The following is an 18,385-nucleotide window of genomic DNA, read 5'->3' on the forward strand; positions in this document are numbered from 1 at the left end:
TCGCGTGACGGATGACAGCGCGCGAGCTGGCGAGGCAGCCGACGGCTCGGTTCACGCCGCGGCGCTCAGCGAGTGGTCGCTGTATGTGCTCGAGACGGCCCAGGGGCGCCTCTACACCGGTATCAGTACCGATGTGGCGCGCCGCTTGAGCGAGCATGAGGGCGGCAAGCGCGGTGCGCGAGCGCTGCGCGGCAAGGGGCCGCTGACGCTGTGTTATCAACAGGTGGTCGGCGATCGCTCGCGGGCGCTCAAGCTCGAGTATCGCGTCAAGCAGTTGAGTGTGGCGGCCAAGCGTCGCTTGATCACCGGTGAGATGACACTGGACAGCCTGCTCGGCGAGACCTGACGGCCTGCTTGATTGAATGCGTGAAATGAAAACGCCCCCGACGGAATCCGTCGGGGGCGTTTTGTTGACTGGCGACCCTGCCGGGCAGGCTCAGTCTCAGTGCAGTTTCATCTTCGGGCGCAGGTAGCGGTTCAGGCCATCGACCACCACCGTCACGCCGGTCTTGACCACGCCGTGGATCGCCATCTGGTGCATGCGATACAGCGAGGCGTAGAAGAACTTGGCCAGGCGGCCCTCGATGAACAGCGAACGCGCCGAGGCACCGCGCATCAGCGAGCCGACGGCATCGAAGTGCGCCAGCGAGATCAGCGAGCCGTGGTCCTTGAACACGAAGTCCTTGAGCGGCTTGTTGGCCATCGCGGCACGCAGGTTCTTGACCATCAGGCTGGCCTGCTGGTGAGCGGCCTGGGCGCGCGGCGGGACGCGCTTGTCATCCGGCTGCGGGCAGCTGGCACAGTCACCGAGGGCAAAGATGAACTCATCATCGATGCTCTGCATGGTCTGGTGCACCTTGACCTGATGGTTGCGCTCGGTGGACAGACCCAGCTCGGACAGGAAGGCGGGCGCACGGATACCGGCGGCCCACACGCTCAGGTCGGCTTCAATCAGAGTGCCATCGGCAGTGGTGATGCCGCGTGAGTCGGCACAGGTCACCCGGGTATCGACGTGGATATCGACGCCCAGCTTGGTCAGCTCCTTGGCGACCGGCTTGCCGATGCGTTCCGGCAGGGCGGGCAGGATGCGCGGTGCGGCCTCGATCAGGTGGACCTTGACCTGGCGGTCTTCCAGCGAGGAGAAGCCGTAGCTGTGCAGCATCTTGGAGGCATCGAACAGCTCGGCGGAGAGTTCGACCCCGGTGGCGCCGGCGCCGATGATGGCGACGTTGAGCTGCTGGCGCTCACATTCCTCGCCGTTGGCGCTGAAGCGCAGGAAGGTGTCGAGCATGTCGCGGCGGAATTTCTCGGCCTGCTGCGGGCTGTCCAGGAAGTGGCAATGTTCGGCGACGCCTTCGGTGCCGAAATCATTGGACACGCTGCCCAGTGACAGCACCAGATAGTCATAGCTGAGCTGGCGGGCGGGCAGCAGCACGTTGCCCTTGGCGTCATGGATGGCGGCCAGGGTCAGCTGCTTCTCTTCACGCTCTAGGCTTTCCAGGGTGCCGCGCTGGAACTTGTAGCCGTGGGCCTTGGAATGGCCCTGGTAGGAGACTTCATCGAGGCCGGAATCCAGCACGCCGGTGGCCACTTCGTGCAGCAGCGGCTTCCAGATGTGCGTGGAGTTGCGGTCGATCAGAATGATCTCGGCTTTCTTCTTGCGGCCCAGCTTGTGGCCCAGTTTGGTGACGAGTTCCAGACCGCCGGCGCCTCCGCCAACGACTACGATGCGGGGAATGGCCATTGAGTGCTCCTCAGTGACAAGATTGATGGGGAAGGTGTGAAAAGTGTCGGCCGGCTATCGAGTCAGAACATGCAAGGCCCGGAGTCGATAACTGGCGTCGCGATACCGCTATGATAACAAGATAATGAGCGTGCTAAATAGTGCTGCATGCGCGAGATGTCGTTATTTTACGTATATTCGCCATGAGCACGCGAGAACTCGTCGTTGCGCTTTTGGCACCTACACGAATTCTGTCGCTGAAAAGGAGCAAGGATGCACGATCATCCCACATTCACAGGTCCGGTACATCCGTCGCTCAGGGCGATCGAGATGGTCGCCTTCGACCTCGATGGCACCCTGATCGACTCGGTGCCGGACCTCGCCCATGCGATCGACTGCATGCTTGAGCAAGAGGGGCTGACGGCGCTGGGGGAGGCGCGGATACGCGACTTTGTCGGCAATGGATCGCGGGTACTGGTGGAGCGCGCCCTGGCAGCTCATGGCCTGGCGACCGATGACCTGGCGCGGGTCGAGCAGGCGCATCAGAGCTTTTTGGCACATTACGCCGCCGACCCCAGCTCGCGTACGCGACTCTATCCCGGGGTGCAGGAATGCCTGGAGGGTCTGCGCCAGGCCGGGATCCCGCTGGTGCTGATCACCAACAAGCCGGAAGCCTTCATCGAACCGCTGCTTTCGCACTTCGCGCTGAGCGAGCATTTCGCGCTGGCGCTGGGCGGCGATAGCCTGCCGACGCGCAAGCCGGACCCCGCGCCCCTGCTGTTCGCCGCCGAGCGGCTGGGAGTGTTGCCGCGTCAGGCCTTGATGGTCGGTGACTCGCGCCACGATATCGCGGCAGGCCGCGCCGCCGGTTTCCGCACCCTGGCGGTACCTTACGGCTACAACCATGGCGAGCCGATCTCGCGCAGCCACCCGGACTACCTCGTCGACTCGCTCGCCGAGCTGGTCGTGGCTGGCTGAGTGACGCGGATTGATGGGAATTGACAGAGCGAGGCTGGTGTCCAGCTCGGGCGCACAGTGAAGCATGAGATGGCAGAACTTGCCTCCACCAGCGCTGCCGCCAGCGACCCGCGATGATAGACTGAGTCCCAGACAAGCCGGCCCCATGTCGGCAACGCACCCTCCGTGGAAGGAACTGCAGGTCATGATGACCCCACAACACTTCGCTGAACTGGCCGAAGCCGGTTACAACCGCATTCCCGTCACCCGTGACGTGCTGGCGGATCTCGACACGCCACTGTCTACCTATCTCAAGCTGGCCGACATGCCGTGGACCTTCCTGCTGGAGTCCGTGCAGGGCGGAGAGAAGTGGGGGCGTTACTCCATCATCGGCCTGCCGTGTCGTGAGCGCATCGAGGTGCGTGGCCAGGTGGTCTCGCATCTGATAAATGGCGAGCAGACCGGCATGACCGAGGTCGAGGACCCCCTCGATTGGATCGAGCAGTTCCAGACCCGCTTCCGTGTGCCGGTCATCGACGGTGCGCCACGCTTCAATGGCGGTCTGGTCGGCTACTTCGGCTATGACACCGTGCGCTATATCGAACCGCGCCTGCGCGGCGTCGAGAAGCCGGACCCGCTGGGCGTGCCGGACATCCTGCTGATGGTCGCCGACGAGCTGGTGATCTTCGACAACCTGTCCGGGCGTCTGACGCTGTTGACCCACGCCGACCCGGCAACGCCGAACGCCTACGAGGCCGCCTGCGAGCGTCTCGAGCGCCTCGAGATCCAGCTGCGCAGCGCGACGCTGAACACTGTCAGCCCCGGCACCGGCGGCGAGCCGGTCAAGGAGACCGACTTCACCTCCGGCTTCACCGAGGAAGGCTTCAAGGGCGCAGTGGAGAAGATCAAGGAATACGTGCTGGCCGGTGATGTCATGCAGTGCGTGCCGTCGCAACGCATGTCGATTCCCTACCGCGCCGCGCCGCTGGATCTCTACCGTGCACTGCGCAGCCTGAATCCCTCGCCGTACATGTTCTTCTTCAATCTGGATGACCACCATGTCATCGGCTCGTCGCCGGAGATTCTCTCGCGTCTCGAGGATGGCGAGGTCGCGGTGCGCCCGATCGCCGGTACCCGCGTGCGCGGCGCCACCGAAGAGGAAGACCTGGCGCTGGAGAAGGACCTGCTGTCAGACCCCAAGGAAGTCGCCGAGCACCTGATGCTGATCGACCTGGGTCGCAATGACGCCGGTCGCATCAGCCAGACCGGCAGCGTCAAGGTGACGGACCAGATGGTGGTGGAGCGCTATTCCCACGTCATGCACATCGTCTCCAACGTCACCGGCAAGCTGAAGGAAGGCCTGGGGCCGATGGACGTGCTGCGGGCCACCTTCCCGGCCGGCACCCTGTCCGGAGCGCCGAAGATTCGCGCCATGGAGATCATCGACGAGGTGGAGCCGGTCAAGCGCGGCATCTATTCCGGTGCGGTGGGCTATCTCTCCTGGCACGGCAACATGGATACCGCCATCGCGATCCGCACCGCGGTGCTCAAGGACAAGGTGCTGCACGTCCAGGCCGGCGCCGGTATCGTGGCCGATTCCGTGCCGCAGTCCGAGTGGGACGAGACCCTCAACAAGGGGCGTGCCCTGTTCCGTGCCGTAGCGATGGCGGAGCGCGGTCTGGACAATCTGGACTGATCGGCGCGCCACGCATTTCAGGAGTGACTCGCCAGTGTTCGCGGGTCACTCCCTGCAACGGCGCATGTGATTGACACTCCTGGCAGCTCAACGCACTATTGACCCATGACGCTACGTAACCCGCACGACCTCAGCCAGCAGTGGTGGCGCTCCTGACAAGGGGGCGGCTTTCGCATGTCTGAAGTTCGAGGACGTACGACCAGAAGAATGCCGCCGACCAGGGCGGCATTTTTGTTGCTGGACGGCGGGAACGACACCACAGGAGAGCGGGCAGGCCGGTCAATCACGGCGCATGATCCGCTCCCGAGAATGGACACTGACCATGCAGACATTCACTTCGCAGGACGCCAGCACGCCACGCGTGCTGATGATCGACAACTTTGACAGCTTCACCTACAACATCGTCCAGTATCTGAGTGAGCTGGGCGCGGAAGTGCTGACCGTGCGCAATGACGCCATCACGCTCGAGCAGATCGAGGCGCTCGGTGCATCACATCTGGTGCTGGGCCCGGGGCCGTGTACGCCCAACGAGGCCGGCATCACGCTGGAAACCATTCGCCACTTCGCCGGCAAGCTGCCGATTCTGGGCGTGTGCCTCGGTCACCAGGCCATCGGTCAGGTCTACGGCGGCAAGGTGGTACGTGCGCCCCAGGTGATGCACGGCAAGACCTCCGCCGTGCGTCACGACAACAGCGGTGTCTTCGCCGCGCTGGCCGAGCCGCTGGAAGTCACGCGTTATCACTCGCTGGTGGTCGATCGTGAGAGCCTACCCGAGTGTCTGATCGTCACCAGCTGGACGGATGACGACGATGTCACGCCGCAGTTGATCATGGGCCTGCGCCATCGCGAGCTGGATGTCGAAGGTGTCCAGTTCCACCCTGAGTCGATCCTGACATTGCAGGGTCATGAGCTTCTGGCTAACTTCCTGCGTCGCGGCGAGGCTGCGAAAGCCGCCTGAGCGGGCGTTGATCGCAAGAGTCACATCCTATTTTTTCATGCGTCAGCCGCCGAGGCTGGCGCCTGCGGAGACACAACATGCAGATGCGTGAGGCGATTGGCGCCGTGATGCGCCGCCAGCACCTGAGCTACGACGACACTCATGCGGTCATGACGGCCATCATGACCGGCGAGGCGACCCAGGCGCAGATCGGGGCCTTGCTGATGGCGCTGTCGATGAAGGGCGAGACCGTCGATGAGCTGGCCGCCGCCGCCCAGGTGATGCGTGAGCTGATGACGCGGGTCACGGTGCGCGCCACCGATGCAGTGGATATCGTCGGCACCGGCGGTGATGGTGCCAACCTGTTCAATGTCTCCACGGCGGCAAGTTTCGTGGTGGCGGCCGCCGGTGGTCATGTGGCCAAGCATGGCAACCGCAGTGTCTCGTCATCGTCCGGCAGTGCCGACCTGCTTGAGTCGGCCGGCATCAATCTGGCGCTGGACGCCGAGCAGGTCGCACGCTGCATCGATGATATCGGGGTCGGCTTCATGTTCGCGCCCAATCATCACGCCGCCATGAAGCACGTGATCGGCCCGCGCCGCGAGATGGGCGTGCGTACCATGTTCAACATCCTCGGTCCGCTGACCAATCCGGCCGGCGCCACCCGCCAGGTGCTGGGGGTCTATGACCCGGCGCTGGTACCGCTGATGGCCGAGGTGCTCAAGCGTCTCGGGGCCGAGCATGTGCTGGTGGTGCACAGCGATGATGGTCTGGACGAGATCTCGCTGGCGGCACCGACACTGGTCAATGAACTCAAGGATGGCGAGATCCGCGAATACCGCATCGCGCCGGAAGACTTCGGAATCGCGCGCCAGTCGCTGGAAAGTCTGGCGGTGGAGACCTCGGACGCCAGCCTCAAGCTGGTGCAGCAGGCGCTGCGCGGTGATGAAGGCCCGGCCAGTGACATCGTGGCACTCAATGCCGGTGCGGCCCTTTACGTGGCGGGCATCGCGGACAGTCTCAAGGAGGGTGTCAGCATTGCCGAGGACGTGCAGGCCAGCAAGCTGCCGTTCGAGAAGATGAAGGAATTGGCGGATTTCACCCGTGTCTACGCCCAGGTCAATGATCAAGGAGCGACCCGCTGATGAGCACCGAGCAGAAGACTGACAAGGCATTGCCGACCATCCTGGCCAGGATTCTGGCGCGCAAGGAAGAAGAGATCACCGAGCGCAGCGCCGCGGTGAGCGAGGCGGACCTGCAGACCCTGATCGAGAAGCAGAGCGCGCCGCGCGGCTTCATCGAGGCGCTGACGTCGCGCATCGACCGTGGCGAGCCGGCCATCATCGCCGAAGTGAAGAAGGCGTCACCCTCCAAGGGCGTGATCCGTGAAGACTTCGTGCCCGCCGAGATCGCCGTGGCCTACGAGCAGGCCGGTGCGGCCTGCCTGTCGGTGCTCACTGATGCCGACTTCTTCCAGGGGCATGAGGACTTCATGATCGAGGCGCGCGACGCCGTCTCGATTCCGGTGATTCGCAAGGACTTCATCATCCACCCGTATCAGGTGCTGGAAGCACGTGCCATCGGCGCCGACTGCATCCTGTTGATCGTCGCGGCGCTGGACGATGCGCGCCTGAGTGCTCTGTATCGTCAGGCGCGTGAGCTGGGCATGGATGTGCTGGTCGAGGTGCATGACGGCGAAGAGCTCAAGCGTGCACTGGCGCTGGGCATCGAGCTGGTCGGCATCAACAACCGCGACCTGCGCACCTTCGAGACGTCGCTGGAGACGACGCTGGACCTGCTGACCGACATGCCGCAGGGCGTGCGTGTGGTCACCGAATCTGGCATCCATACCCGTGACGATGTGGCGAAGATGCGCGACGCTGGCGTCCACGGCTTCCTGGTGGGAGAAGCCTTCATGCGCTTTGATGATCCGGGCGAGGGTCTGCGGGGATTGTTTTTCGGGGATTGATAGCCGGTAGTTGGCGTTATTCGTTATCTTATGGATAACAAAAGCCCGCATGGCAATGCCATGCGGGCTTTTTCATGCCTGTCTGCTGACTTCTGTCCAAAGGCCTGTGGCCGTCATCCTGCTGGAGGTCTATGCCCGCCATCAGTCACAGGCTCAGGCGTCTGTCTTGATGCTCTCGACTCCCTTGCGTGCCGTGAGCAGAGCCTCGGCGATTTCCTCGACCCCGGCGCCATGACTGTGGCGTGTCACCCAGCTGGGCTCCCAACCGAGTGCCGCGCGGTGCTGGATGATGTTGGCCACGCCCACGGTGTGGCGGAAGGTGGCGAACATCGGCGCATCATTGGGCGCATCGCCGACGTACATCACCTCCTGCTCCAGCTGCATGCGGTCCAGGCCGAAGGTCTCGGTGAGGACCCGCACCGCCATGCGCGCCTTGTCGAACTCGCCCTGCCACGCATTGATGTGGATGGAGCTGGCACGCGCCTGAATACCGGCGGCCGTGAAGCCGGCGATGATGGCGCGTATCTCGCTCTGGGCCAGTGGGCCGACCGCCTGACAGTGGTCCACCGCGACATCGGCGAAGCGGAAGGGCTGGTCCTGGGCCAGTGCTGCGCGCGGATGGTTGAGCAGCAGCTGGCGGGCGACGGTCATGACGTGGCGCTGGCGAGCGCGCAGGCGCTGTTCGTCTTCCCACCAGGTGGTGAGGATGCGCTGCCCCTGGCGGCGGAAGGCAAAGGCGCCATTCTCACCGATCACGCTGGCGACCGGCCAGGCGCGTGCGATGTGATCACACCAGCCCGCACAACCGCCCGTGACGGGGATGACCTTGATGCCGGCGGCATCCAGGCGCTCCAGCGCCGCCAGCGTCGATGCCGCGAGACGCCCTTCATGGGTGAGGGTGTCATCGATATCGGTCAACAGATACCGGATACCCGACAGGGTGCTGGCAGGACAGTGGGCGAAGGCTTGCATGGTGATTCCAGAAATCCTCAGAAGGTGAGCGGGAGCGCGGCTGTCATCAGTCGCGTGTCCCTTCAGTATCGTCGATGCGTGCCGGCTTGCGCGACGCGCCTCGGTTCAGGCAGTGAAACGCACCGACAGGCTCTGCTGGCTGGCAGCCTCCAGCGCGCTGCGATAATCGGGCTGATGGGGCAGTTCATCGGTGACCAGCAGGTCGATCTCCTCGAGCGGGGCGATGCGGCACATGGCGGCGCGCCCCCATTTGCTGGCATCGGCGACCAGAATCCGGCGTTGGGCGTGATGGACCAGCGCACGGCTGACCGCGGCTTCTTCCGGATCGAAGTCGAGCAGCCCACCGGCATCGAGACCGCCACAGCCGAGGACCGCGATATCGACCTGATGACGCGCGAAGAAGGCTACGGTGGCGCTGCCGACCACGTCGAGGTCCTGCGGGCGCAGTTGTCCTTCCGCCAACTGGACGGCGACATCCGGGTGGGTCGAGAGCGCCTGCGCCACCTGCAGGTTGTTGGTGATCACGCGCAGGCCGCGTCGGGCAAGCAGGGCTTCGGCGACCGCCACCACGCTGGTGCCGATGCCCAGCGCCAGGGTGGCGCCATCGGGAATCTCGGCGACCACGCTGGCGGCCATGGCCTGCTTGGCAGTGCGCGCCAGCATGATGCGCTGGGAATGTCCCAGGTTGTAGCCGCCCGGTGGGCGCTCGATGCCGCCGTGACGCCGACGCGCCAGCCCGCGCTCACACAGCACGCCCAGGTCACGCCGGATGGTCTGGGGCGTGACGTCGAAGGCGTGGGCCAGCGGGTCGACGGCCAGCTGGCCCTCGCGGGCCAGTCGCTCGAGAATCTGTTGCTGGCGCGGCGTCAGTGCATCATTGCTCGCGTGTTCAACGCTGCGACTGTCGCGCTCGATGCCCGGGGTCATGTCTGGGGTAGCCCTTGCGTGGTGGTGTCGTGCGGTAGAGTGGGCTCGCGATCCTCCTCGCTGAAGATGGCCGGGTCATCGCTGATGACGGCATCCACACCCCAGGCCCAGCGCGGCGCGAAGGCGGCTGCATCGTTGGGCGTATAGCAGAGCAGCTTGTGGCCCCGGCTGGTGATGTCACTGGCCGCGGCGCGAGTCAGGGCGCGCCAATCGGCATGCACGGAACTTGCGTTCAGCTCATCGGCCAGGCTCTGCCAGTCGTCGGGGATGTCATCGTAGAGCAGGCCGATATGCACCTGCGGGTCGCGTTGACGCGTCAACCGCAGCGCCTGGGGATCAAACGACGAGATGATCAGGTGTGAGGCGGGCAGATGGGCGCTGGCCATCGGGATGGCAGCATCGACCAGCGCCTGGGCATCGTGGCCAGGGCTGAGCTTGAGTTCCAGATTCAGGCGCATGTCCAGGCGCGCGATCAGCTCCAGCGCCTGCTTGAGCGAGGCCATGCGCTCACCGGCAAAGCACGCATTGAACCAGCTGCCGACATCGAAGGTCTGCACGCTGTCCCAATCCAGATTCTTGAGCTTGCCACGCCCATCCGAGCAGCGATTCACGCCGGCGTCGTGCCAGATGACCGGCGTGCCATCGCCCAGCAACTGTACGTCCAGCTCGACCCATTGAAAGCCTGCTTCATGCGCCGCCTGAATGGCGGCCAGGGTGTTTTCCGGCGCATAGGCCGACAGGCCGCGATGTGCGATCGCCAGGGGCAGGGACAGGACGCTGTCAGTTGAATGTGATGTGTCGGCTGAATGTGACGATGAAACCATGGTGAATCCTCACAGAAAGAATGGCATGTCTGCCCGCCACGCAGCTGTGGCGCTGATCGGTCGAGGCGGATCACTGATGCTCAGACGCGAGACGGATCAGGGCAGGTCTCAAGCATTACCATCCAATGATGACGTTATCAGGGCAAGGGGTTCCGTCGCCCCGCGACAGGACGCAAGCGCTCATTCGATGGCCGCTGTCGCCTGCTCGCGGGTTGCCAGCCGCTTGCCGTCGGCGCCGAACAGATGGGCACGCGCCGGAAGGATGGCCAGGCGCAGCGTCTGTTCTTCCGCGACGGCGTGCTCGCCATCCAGTCTCACCACCAGCGGCTCGCTCTGGCCTTGCAGTCGGCAGTACGCCAGGGTGTCCGCGCCCAGCGGTTCGACCAGCTCGATGCGCGCCTCAAGCTCCGCGGCCCCTGCGGGCAGGGCATCGGCTGCTCCCAGTACCTGCAGGTGCTCGGGGCGAATGCCGAGGGTCAGCTCGGCGCCCGTGGCCAGGCCTTCGCCCTGCAGGGCAATGGTTGCGCCACACGGCAGCGCAAGGCCTGCCTGTGCCTGGGTGGCGCTCAAGAAGTTCATCGCCGGCGAGCCGATGAAGCCGGCGACGAACTGGCTGGCGGGTTGATCATAGAGCGCCATCGGCGTGCCGAACTGCTCGACATGGCCGCCATTCATCACCACCAGGCGATCCGCCAGGGTCATGGCCTCGGTCTGATCATGGGTCACGTAGACGGAAGTGACCTTGAGACGCTTCTGCAGGCGACGGATCTCGAGACGCATCTGCACACGCAGCTTGGCGTCCAGGTTCGAGAGTGGCTCATCGAACAGGAAGACCTGCGGCTTGCGCACGATGGCGCGCCCCATGGCGACACGCTGGCGCTGGCCGCCGGAGAGCTGCTTGGGGCGGCGATCGAGCAGCTCGGTCAGGCCCAGCAGCTCGGCGGCCTCGCTGACGCGCTGCTGGATCTCGTCCTTGGGCGTGCGCCGGTTCCTGAGGCCGTAGGCCATGTTGTCGAACACGCTCATGTGCGGGTAGAGCGCGTAGTTCTGGAACACCATCGCGATGTCGCGCTCGGCGGGTTCCAGCTCATTGACGCGCTTGCCGTTGATCTCCAGATCGCCCTCGGAGATGTCCTCCAGGCCTGCCAGGGTGCGCAGCAGGGTCGACTTGCCACAGCCGGACGGGCCGACGATGACGATCAGCTCGCCTTCGCCGAAGGCCAGGTCGATGCCATGCAGGGCCTTGTAGCCATTGGGGTACTGCTTCTTGAGCTGCTTGAGCGCCAGTGTTGCCATGAGTTGTGTATCCAGAGCGGTGGCGTGACGGGCAAGTCTGTCCATCACGACGTAACGGAATCAGGGGGCTTGGGGCGAGGTATCGCGGGTCGGCGCGCGAGGTCACTTCTCGCTGTCCACCAGGCCCTTGATGAAGTAGCGCTGCATGAACAGGATCACCAGTACCGGCGGGCCCATGGCCAGCAGCGTGGTGGCGGTGACGTCCTGCCACGGCACCAGACCATCCCCGGTGGTCAGCATGCGCTTGAGGCTGACGACGATGGTCAGGTAGTCGGCATCGGTGGTGATCAACAGCGGCCACAGATACTGATTCCAGCCGTAGATGAACATGATCACGAATAGCGCCGCGATGTTGGTCTTCGACAGCGGCAGCAGGATGTCCTTGAGAAAGCGCCACGGCCCGGCGCCATCGATGCGCGCGGCCTCGACCAGTTCCGCCGGGATGGTCAGGTAGAACTGGCGCAGCAGGAAGGTCGCGGTGGCGCTGGCGATCAGCGGCAGGATCAGGCCGGCGTAGCTGTCCAGCATGTTGAGGTCGGCCACCACCTTGAAGGTCGGCAGGATGCGCACCTCCACCGGCAGCATCAGGGTGATGAAGATCAGCCAGAAGCACAGCTTGCGGAAGCGGAACTCGAAGAAGACGATCGCGTAGGCGGCCAGCACCGAGATGATGATCTTGCCGATGGCGATGCCCAGTGCCATCAGCATCGAGTTGAACAACAGGGTCATCACGTCGGCGCCGAGACTGCTGACCGGGTCTGCCAGCAGCTGGCGGTAGTTGCCCAGGCCAGCCTCGCCGACCCAGACGGGGGCGACGTTGGAGTAGAGGTCACCCATCTCGTGGGTACTGGCGCTGAAGGCGATCCAGACCGGCAGGAAGAACAGTGCGCAGCCGACGATCAGCAGGGCATGGCTTGCGATATCAAGCCCGGGGCGGTTGTAGCGCATCAGTACTGCACCTTCTTCTCGACATACTTGAACTGGATCAGCGTCAGCACGCCGACGATGACCATCAACAACACCGACTGGGCAGCACTCGAGCCCAGGTCCTGCCCGACGAAACCATCTTCATAGACCTTGTAGACCAGGGTGCGAGTCGAGCCGGCCGGGCCGCCCTGGGTGGTGGCATCGATGGTGCCGAAGGTCTCGAAGAAGGCGTAGACCACGTTCATCACCAGCAGGAAGAAGCTGGTCGGCGAGAGCAGCGGGAAGGTGATGGTCCAGAAACGCCGCCATGGGCCGGCGCGGTCCATCGCGGCCGCTTCCAGCAGGCTCTTGGGGATCGCCTGCAGGCCTGCGAGGAAGAACACGAAGTTGTAGCTCATCTGCTTCCAGATCGAGGCCAGCACCACCAGCAACATGGCCTGATCGCCATTGAGCTTGTGATTCCAGTCGATGCCGATGGCGGACAGCAGCTCCGGCAGAATGCCCAGCGTCGGGTCGAACAGGAATAGCCACAGCACCCCGGCCACGGCGGGCGCCACGGCGTAGGGCCAGATCAGCAGGGTCTTGTAGGCGTGTGCGCCGCGCAGCACGCGGTCGGCCAGTACGGCCAGCCCCAGCGCCAATGCCATGGCGCCGAAGGCCACCGCAAAGGAGAAATAGGTGGTCGTCCATAGTGTCGTGAGATATTCCGGCTCGCTCAGTACGCCGACGAAGTTGCTCAGCCCGGTGAATTCCCGCGAGAGCCCGAAGGCATCCTCGACATAGAAGGCCTGTTCGATGGCCTGGTAGGCCGGCCAGAAGAAGAACACGGCCACGATCAGCAGCTGAGGCGCCAGTAGTATCCAGGGCGTGATGGGGTGTCGATTGAAATGGGCCATGCAGCAGGGGTCTCGCAAGCAAGGAGGGACTGGGTGGTTCCGTCGGTAGCACGGAGTCGGCAAGCCTCGGCCGCTCCTGCGCCATCAAGCCGTGAGAGAAGGGAAAGGACACCGGATGTCGGATGCGCTTTCCGCTCTCTGGCTGGAGAAAATAGCGGGAGGGCGAGCCCGGCATGGGCCCGCCCCCGGTGTGGCGATGATCAGCCGTTGGCGCGTTCGAACTTCTCGAGCAGCGAATCGCCGCGCTTGACGGCGTTGTCGAGACCGTCCTGCACGCTTTCCTTGCCGGAGAAGATCTTCTCCAGCTCTTCATTGATCACGTCACGAATCTGCACCATGTTGCCCAGGCGCAGGCCCTTGGAGTTCTCGGTCGGCGTCGCGGAGGTCATCTGGGTGATGGCGACGTCGGTGCCCGGGTTCTCGGCGTAGAAGCCCTGTTCGCGCGTCAGCTCTGCCGCGGCAGTGGTGATCGGCAGATAGCCGGTGAACTGGTGCCAGTCGGCCTGCACTTCAGGCTTTGAGAGGTACTGGAAGAACTTGGCGACGCCCTGGTATTCCTCATCGCTGTGACCGGACAGCACCCACAGCGACGCGCCACCGATGATGGAGTTCTGTGGCGTCTCGATCACGTCGCTGTCATAGGGCAGCGGTGCCACGCCGAACTCGAAGCCCTTGGCGCTTTCCTTGACGCCGGCATAGCTGGCGGAAGAGCCCATCATCATCGCGCACTCGCCGGAGTAGAACTTGGGCGCCGCGTCATCGAAGCGACCGCCGAACACGAAGCGCTTGTCGGCCTGCCAGTCATCGAGACGCTGGATGTGGTCGACCACGGCGGTCGTGTTGAATTCAAGGCGGGTATCGGTGCCGGCGAAGCCATTGGCCTGGCTGGCGAAGGGCACGTCGTTGCGCGCCGAGAAGTTCTCCAGCATCACCCAGGACGGCCAGGTGGTGGTCAGGCCACAGCTGGCGGCGCCGGAATCGACGACCTTCTTGAGCGCGGCGCCCATCTCCTGCCAGGTCTGCGGGATGGATTCGACGCCCGCCTTGGCCAACACGTCCTTGTTGTAGTAGGTCACCGGCGTCGAGGAGTTGAACGGCATCGACAGCATCTTGCCGTCGGTATCGGTGTAATAGCCGGTGACGGCAGACAGGTAGGCGTTCGGGTCGAAGGCGGTGCCTTCCTGCGGCGCGAAGTCTGCCATCAGCTGATGCACCGGGACGATCGCGCCCTTGGCGCTCATCATGGTGGCGGTGCCGACCTCGAAGATCTGCACGATGTCCGGGCCCTTGCCGGCGCGGAAGGCGGCGATGGCGGAGGTCATGGTCTCGGAGTAGTTGCCCTTGAAGACCGGCTTGACGACGTAGTCGTCCTGGCTTGCGTTGAAGTCGGCCGCGATCTCGTCGACCTTCTTGCCGAGTCCGCCCCCCATGGCGTGCCACCACTCCACCTCGGTGGCGGCGAGGGCACTGGCGGAGGCGGAGGCGAAACCGATGGCCAGCGCGAGGCTGGCGAGGCGACGAGACGCGGTGGCAGTCGTGCGGGTGCTTGCATGATGAGTCGGGCGGCGCATGGTCAAACTCCTGAGAGGTTCCCCTGGCCAGCTTCCGCAACAAAGAAGAAGGACGCTGGCCGCTGACGATCGATGGCGACGATCAAGTGAACATTTTCTTGTTCTTTTGATGATCGTCCGAAAAGCGTAGACGACTCTATAGCGCCCGCCTTACAACTTTGTGACAGGAAGATGTTCATTCGAGCGAGGTTGAGCTTATGGCTGAATTTGTGACTGAGTTTGTGAATGAGCAGCGAGTGTGTGGCGCCGCCAGCTCGGCTCATACTGGCAAGCGAGGCGCCGGGGGTAACTCAAGTCCGGAATAAGCGGCCGGCGAGCGAGTGTGCTAGTCTTGCGCGCTGAAAATGCCTGTGGCGGAGAACGCGATGAAAGTGGTTGAAGTGAGTGCCGGTGCCCGACGTGATGCCTGTCTGGCGATGCTGTGCGCCGAAGTCCATGGCCGCGAGGGTGGTCTGGATGCGCTGGTGAGTTACGCCGGCGTGCGTGGGGTGTGGTTCGAGAATGAGATGGCGCGCCTGTTCGCGCTGGTCGACGATGCCGAGCGCATCCACTCTGCCGCGCTGCTGGTACTCGACGAGAACGCACGTGGCCTGAATCTGGCGCTGTGGGCGACGCCGACGGTGCATCGCGGTCACGACCACGGCATCGCGCTGGTCTCCCAGCTGTCCGATCACGGCCGCCTGCAGGTGCGCATCACCGACAGCTCACTGGTCAGCGTGCTGCGTCGCGCCGGCATCAACGACTGGCTGGAGGCCGAGGCCGAAGGCGATCAACCGCGCGAGCTGGTCGGCATGAATCCGGCGGCGCGTGTCGGCAACCTGGCGGCCCTCGACGCGCCGCTGCGCCTGGACCGCGAGCGCATCAAACGCTCCTTCAAGGCGCGCCCGAAGGACTTCGAGACCTACAAGAACGCCTTCGTGCGTGACCTGGAGCACTTCGCGCGTCATATCTGAGGATGAGATGACGCAAGCGAATGACATGCTCTGCCAAGACAAAGGCCCCGCTCAGTGAGCGGGGCCTTTGTGGTTCTGCGATCGGCGATCAATTCCTGTATCGATCAGGTGGGCGTCGATCAAGCGGGCGTCGGCCAGTCATCAGGCGGCGTCCTGCTGCGGGTTGGAGGCGGTGCCGTCACTCGCCATCGGCTTGCGCACGAAGGCGTCGAATTCGAAGTGGTCGACGGTCAGCATGTCGAGTACCTCGGCTTCGAAGACGCGCATGAAGTCGCCATCCTCGGCGGACAGGATGCCTGCCTCGACCGCCGCTTCGATACGCGCTTCCGGTGACAGTGCGTCGGCCGGAATCTCGCCCTTGTGGTAGGCCTTGGCCAGCGCCTTGTAGATCGGCTCGGCGCGCGGGTAGTCCTTGAGCAGCGCGTTGTAGCGGGCGAGGGCGTTGTCCTGCTGGCCTTCGTCCTGCGCGTCCCAGGTGTTGTCGGTCAGCTTGGCACGCAGGGCGGTGTCGGTGGAGACGGCGCGGGCGATCTCGCGGGTCAGGCTGTCCCTGGGCATGGCGAACTGACGGCCACGCGGCAGGGCGATCACGCGCAGGGCAGTGCCCAGCGCACGGTTGGGCAGGTTGGCGAACAGCTCATCCAGTGCCTTTTCCGCGCGGTGCAACAGCCATTGCATGCTGTAGTGGAACAGCGCCTCTTCGTGTTCGCAGGCCTCGGATTCGTGCCACTGCTTGAGCGTCAGTGACGCCAGGTAGAGGTTGGAGAGCACGTCGCCCAGGCGTGCCGACAGCATCTCGCGCGCCTTGAGGCTGGAGCCGAGGCTTGCCATGGCCGCATCGGCGGACAGCGAGAAGGCGGCGCTGAAGCGGTTGATGTGGCTGGCGTAGGGCGTGGCGACGGCGTCGAAGCCGGTGGCCTTGCCGCCGATGCCGAAGCTCTGGGTGAAGGCGCGTGCCGCGTTGCCGAAGATCAGGCCGGCATGGCGGAAGAAGGCCTTGTCGAAGGCGTTCAGGTCATCGGCGTCCTTGGCGGCCAGCTCCTCCAGCACGTAAGGATGGCAGCGGATCGCGCCCTGACCGAAGATCATCAGGTTGCGGGTCATGATGTTGGCGCCTTCCACCGTGATTGATACCGGAGTGCCGGCGTAGGCCACGCCGATGTAGTTGCGCGGGCCAAGCGTCACGCCGCGTCCGCCGTGGATGTCCATGCCGTCGGCCAGCAGCGAGCGGGCCATCTCGGTCAGCTGGCTCTTGAGGATGGCGGAGGGCACCGCCGGCTTGTGGCCGTTGTCGATCATGTTGGCGGTGTGCAGCACCGACGCCTGGCTGATGTAGTTCATCGCGGCCATGCGTGCCAGCGGCTCCTGCACGCCTTCCATCTCGGCCACCGGCAGATTGAACTGACGACGGATGCGCGCAAAGCCGGCGCTCCAGCCCAGTGCGTAGCGCGAGATGCCCGCGGAGCCGGACGGCAGAGTGATGCAGCGACCCACCGACAGACACTCGACCAGCATCTTCCAGCCCTGTCCGGCCATCTGCTCGCCACCGATCAGGTAGCTGAGCGGAATGAAGACGTCCTTGCCGAAGATCGGGCCATTCATGAACGGCGCGCCGATCGGGTGGTGACGACGGCCGATGTCCATGCCGTCGGTGTCGCGCGGAATCAGGGCACAGGTGATACCGATGTCTTCCACGTCGCCCAGCAGGTGCTCGGGGTCAAACATGCGGAAGGCCAGGCCGACCACGGTGGCGACCGGCGCCAGGGTGATCCAGCGCTTCTCGAAGTTCAGGCGAATACCGACGACTTCCTCGCCGTCATGCATGCCGCGACACACGATGCCGGTGTCCGGGATGGAGGTCGCGTCACTGCCGGCACGCGGGCCGGTCAGGCCGAAACACGGAATCTCGCGGCCATCGGCCAGACGCGGCAGGTAGTAGTTCTTCTGTTCTTCGCTGCCGTACTTGAGCAGCAGCTCGCCCGGGCCGAGGGAGTTGGGCACGCCGACGGTGACCATCAGTGTCTCGTTGACTGCCAGCTTCTGCAGCACCAGCGACTGCGCCTTGGCCGAGAAGCCCAGGCCGCCATATTCCTTGGGAATGATCATGCCGAAGAACTTCTCGCGCTTGAGAAATTCCCACAGCGCTTCGGGCAGATCGGCACGCTCACGCGCGATCTCCCAGCTGTTGGTCATGCCGCAGGCGACAGAGCATTGATCGTCGATGAAGGCCTGCTCTTCGCTGGAGATGCCGTCGTTGCGCTGTGCGGTCAGGGTGTCCCATTGCGGCTTGCCGGAAAAGAGCTCGGCGTCCCAGAACACGGTGCCGGCTTCCAGCGCCACCTTCTCGGTGTCCGAGACCTTGGGGGAGACCTTCTTGAACATCGCGAACAGGCGCGGGCTGAGCCACTTGCTGCGCAGGGCCGGCAGGCCACATACCGCGACCAGTGCCGCGCCGATCAGCAGCAGGCAACCCAGCACCGGCGCGTCGACCGCCAGGCCGACGATACCGATGATGGCGAGAACGCCGATGGCCGCGAGGGCCCCGGCTTCGCGTGCCATGACGGCCAACAGACCGGCAACGGCGACAAGGATGAGGATGAGCTGCGTCATGGCAGGATCTCCGGGTGGCGAGGGATGGTGTCTTTGCATGGCGTTTCTACAGCGTAGCAGCCATGCGTTTAGAACAGTTGTTTGAATTCTCTTCAGCGTATCCCATGTTGCCCGAACCTGCAGTACG

Annotated in this window: 16 protein-coding genes; 7 read left to right on the forward strand and 9 right to left on the reverse strand. The window is 64.3% G+C overall.

Going from position 1 to position 18,385, the window contains the following annotated elements; genetic code table 11:
• The first annotated feature begins 4 nt into the window (after positions 1-4).
• Positions 5-346, forward strand: a complete 342-nt coding sequence (locus tag QD280_RS08835) for a GIY-YIG nuclease family protein (RefSeq protein ID WP_347421885.1) — start codon at positions 5-7, stop codon at positions 344-346.
• A gap of 96 nt (positions 347-442) precedes the next feature.
• Here QD280_RS08835 and QD280_RS08840 read toward each other — a convergent pair whose 3' ends face one another.
• Positions 443-1,744 carry an NAD(P)/FAD-dependent oxidoreductase gene (locus QD280_RS08840; protein ID WP_192838310.1) on the reverse strand — a complete coding sequence of 434 codons (1,302 nt, stop codon included), beginning with the start codon at positions 1,742-1,744 and terminating at the stop codon, positions 443-445.
• A 252-nt stretch (positions 1,745-1,996) separates the two neighbouring features.
• Here QD280_RS08840 and QD280_RS08845 point away from each other — a divergent pair, with 252 nt between their 5' ends.
• From QD280_RS08845 to trpC, 5 genes are all read left to right on the forward strand, one after another.
• Positions 1,997-2,701 carry a phosphoglycolate phosphatase gene (locus QD280_RS08845; protein WP_279838972.1) on the forward strand — a complete coding sequence of 235 codons (705 nt, stop codon included), beginning with the start codon at positions 1,997-1,999 and terminating at the stop codon, positions 2,699-2,701.
• A gap of 187 nt (positions 2,702-2,888) precedes the next feature.
• Positions 2,889-4,376, forward strand: a complete 1,488-nt coding sequence (gene trpE / locus QD280_RS08850; RefSeq protein WP_043335326.1) for an anthranilate synthase component I — start codon at positions 2,889-2,891, stop codon at positions 4,374-4,376.
• A gap of 322 nt (positions 4,377-4,698) precedes the next feature.
• Positions 4,699-5,334 carry an aminodeoxychorismate/anthranilate synthase component II gene (locus QD280_RS08855; protein WP_107336649.1) on the forward strand — a complete coding sequence of 212 codons (636 nt, stop codon included), beginning with the start codon at positions 4,699-4,701 and terminating at the stop codon, positions 5,332-5,334.
• Positions 5,335-5,411: 77 nt separating this feature from the next.
• Positions 5,412-6,458, forward strand: coding sequence for an anthranilate phosphoribosyltransferase (trpD, locus tag QD280_RS08860; RefSeq protein WP_213114584.1), 1,047 nt, complete (start codon positions 5,412-5,414; stop codon positions 6,456-6,458).
• Positions 6,458-7,282 (forward strand): indole-3-glycerol phosphate synthase TrpC, encoded by an 825-nt coding sequence (trpC, locus tag QD280_RS08865; RefSeq protein WP_279838974.1) that lies wholly within the window; start codon positions 6,458-6,460, stop codon positions 7,280-7,282. The genes trpD and trpC overlap by 1 nt, the downstream gene beginning before the upstream one ends.
• 153 nt (positions 7,283-7,435) lie before the next feature.
• On the opposite strand, the gene QD280_RS08870 is transcribed toward trpC, so the two are convergent.
• The 7 genes from QD280_RS08870 to ugpB form a co-directional block, all read right to left on the reverse strand.
• Positions 7,436-8,254: an HAD-IIB family hydrolase gene (locus QD280_RS08870; protein ID WP_216059670.1), complete on the reverse strand. Its 819-nt coding sequence runs from the start codon at positions 8,252-8,254 to the stop codon at positions 7,436-7,438.
• A gap of 105 nt (positions 8,255-8,359) precedes the next feature.
• Positions 8,360-9,181, reverse strand: a complete 822-nt coding sequence (locus QD280_RS08875) for a DeoR/GlpR family DNA-binding transcription regulator (RefSeq protein ID WP_064503346.1) — start codon at positions 9,179-9,181, stop codon at positions 8,360-8,362.
• On the reverse strand, positions 9,178-10,005 hold the full coding sequence (locus QD280_RS08880; RefSeq protein ID WP_279838975.1) for a glycerophosphoryl diester phosphodiesterase: 828 nt from the start codon (positions 10,003-10,005) through the stop codon (positions 9,178-9,180). Before QD280_RS08880 ends, QD280_RS08875 begins: the two co-directional genes overlap by 4 nt.
• 180 nt (positions 10,006-10,185) lie before the next feature.
• Entirely contained in the window at positions 10,186-11,301 is a 1,116-nt protein-coding gene (locus tag QD280_RS08885; RefSeq protein ID WP_279838978.1) for a sn-glycerol-3-phosphate import ATP-binding protein UgpC, read from the reverse strand.
• 102 nt (positions 11,302-11,403) lie between these two features.
• Positions 11,404-12,249 (reverse strand): sn-glycerol-3-phosphate ABC transporter permease UgpE, encoded by an 846-nt coding sequence (ugpE, locus tag QD280_RS08890; protein WP_279837259.1) that lies wholly within the window; start codon positions 12,247-12,249, stop codon positions 11,404-11,406.
• Positions 12,249-13,124, reverse strand: a complete 876-nt coding sequence (ugpA, locus tag QD280_RS08895) for a sn-glycerol-3-phosphate ABC transporter permease UgpA (protein WP_107335458.1) — start codon at positions 13,122-13,124, stop codon at positions 12,249-12,251. The genes ugpE and ugpA overlap by 1 nt, the downstream gene beginning before the upstream one ends.
• A gap of 200 nt (positions 13,125-13,324) precedes the next feature.
• A complete protein-coding gene (gene ugpB, locus QD280_RS08900) occupies positions 13,325-14,695 on the reverse strand; it encodes a sn-glycerol-3-phosphate ABC transporter substrate-binding protein UgpB (RefSeq protein ID WP_279838979.1) in 1,371 nt (456 codons plus the stop codon).
• Between the two features lie 365 nt (positions 14,696-15,060).
• Between ugpB and QD280_RS08905 the strand changes: the two genes are divergently transcribed.
• A complete protein-coding gene (locus QD280_RS08905) occupies positions 15,061-15,648 on the forward strand; it encodes a hypothetical protein (RefSeq protein ID WP_054555137.1) in 588 nt (195 codons plus the stop codon).
• Between the two features lie 141 nt (positions 15,649-15,789).
• Here the strand turns inward: QD280_RS08905 and QD280_RS08910 are convergent, their stop codons facing one another.
• Entirely contained in the window at positions 15,790-18,258 is a 2,469-nt protein-coding gene (locus QD280_RS08910; RefSeq protein WP_279838980.1) for an acyl-CoA dehydrogenase, read from the reverse strand.
• Positions 18,259-18,385: the final 127 nt, after the last annotated feature.

Origin of the sequence: Cobetia sp. 1AS1 (assembly GCF_029846435.1) — a bacterium.
GTDB classification, from domain to species: Bacteria; Pseudomonadota; Gammaproteobacteria; order Pseudomonadales; family Halomonadaceae; genus Cobetia; species Cobetia amphilecti.

What these genes read in the sequence shown, in the direction of transcription:
- QD280_RS08840 (WP_192838310.1), bottom strand. Translation starts at nt 1,744, where the DNA reads ATGGCCATTCCCCGCATCGTAGTCGTTGGCGGAGGCGCCGGCGGTCTG.
- QD280_RS08845 (WP_279838972.1), top strand. Translation starts at nt 1,997, where the DNA reads ATGCACGATCATCCCACATTCACAGGTCCGGTACATCCGTCGCTCAGG.
- trpE (WP_043335326.1), top strand. Translation starts at nt 2,889, where the DNA reads ATGACCCCACAACACTTCGCTGAACTGGCCGAAGCCGGTTACAACCGC.
- QD280_RS08855 (WP_107336649.1), top strand. Translation starts at nt 4,699, where the DNA reads ATGCAGACATTCACTTCGCAGGACGCCAGCACGCCACGCGTGCTGATG.
- trpD (WP_213114584.1), top strand. Translation starts at nt 5,412, where the DNA reads ATGCAGATGCGTGAGGCGATTGGCGCCGTGATGCGCCGCCAGCACCTG.
- trpC (WP_279838974.1), top strand. Translation starts at nt 6,458, where the DNA reads ATGAGCACCGAGCAGAAGACTGACAAGGCATTGCCGACCATCCTGGCC.
- QD280_RS08870 (WP_216059670.1), bottom strand. Translation starts at nt 8,254, where the DNA reads ATGCAAGCCTTCGCCCACTGTCCTGCCAGCACCCTGTCGGGTATCCGG.
- QD280_RS08875 (WP_064503346.1), bottom strand. Translation starts at nt 9,181, where the DNA reads ATGACCCCGGGCATCGAGCGCGACAGTCGCAGCGTTGAACACGCGAGC.
- QD280_RS08880 (WP_279838975.1), bottom strand. Translation starts at nt 10,005, where the DNA reads ATGGTTTCATCGTCACATTCAGCCGACACATCACATTCAACTGACAGC.
- QD280_RS08885 (WP_279838978.1), bottom strand. Translation starts at nt 11,301, where the DNA reads ATGGCAACACTGGCGCTCAAGCAGCTCAAGAAGCAGTACCCCAATGGC.
- ugpE (WP_279837259.1), bottom strand. Translation starts at nt 12,249, where the DNA reads ATGCGCTACAACCGCCCCGGGCTTGATATCGCAAGCCATGCCCTGCTG.
- ugpA (WP_107335458.1), bottom strand. Translation starts at nt 13,124, where the DNA reads ATGGCCCATTTCAATCGACACCCCATCACGCCCTGGATACTACTGGCG.
- ugpB (WP_279838979.1), bottom strand. Translation starts at nt 14,695, where the DNA reads ATGCGCCGCCCGACTCATCATGCAAGCACCCGCACGACTGCCACCGCG.
- QD280_RS08905 (WP_054555137.1), top strand. Translation starts at nt 15,061, where the DNA reads ATGAAAGTGGTTGAAGTGAGTGCCGGTGCCCGACGTGATGCCTGTCTG.
- QD280_RS08910 (WP_279838980.1), bottom strand. Translation starts at nt 18,258, where the DNA reads ATGACGCAGCTCATCCTCATCCTTGTCGCCGTTGCCGGTCTGTTGGCC.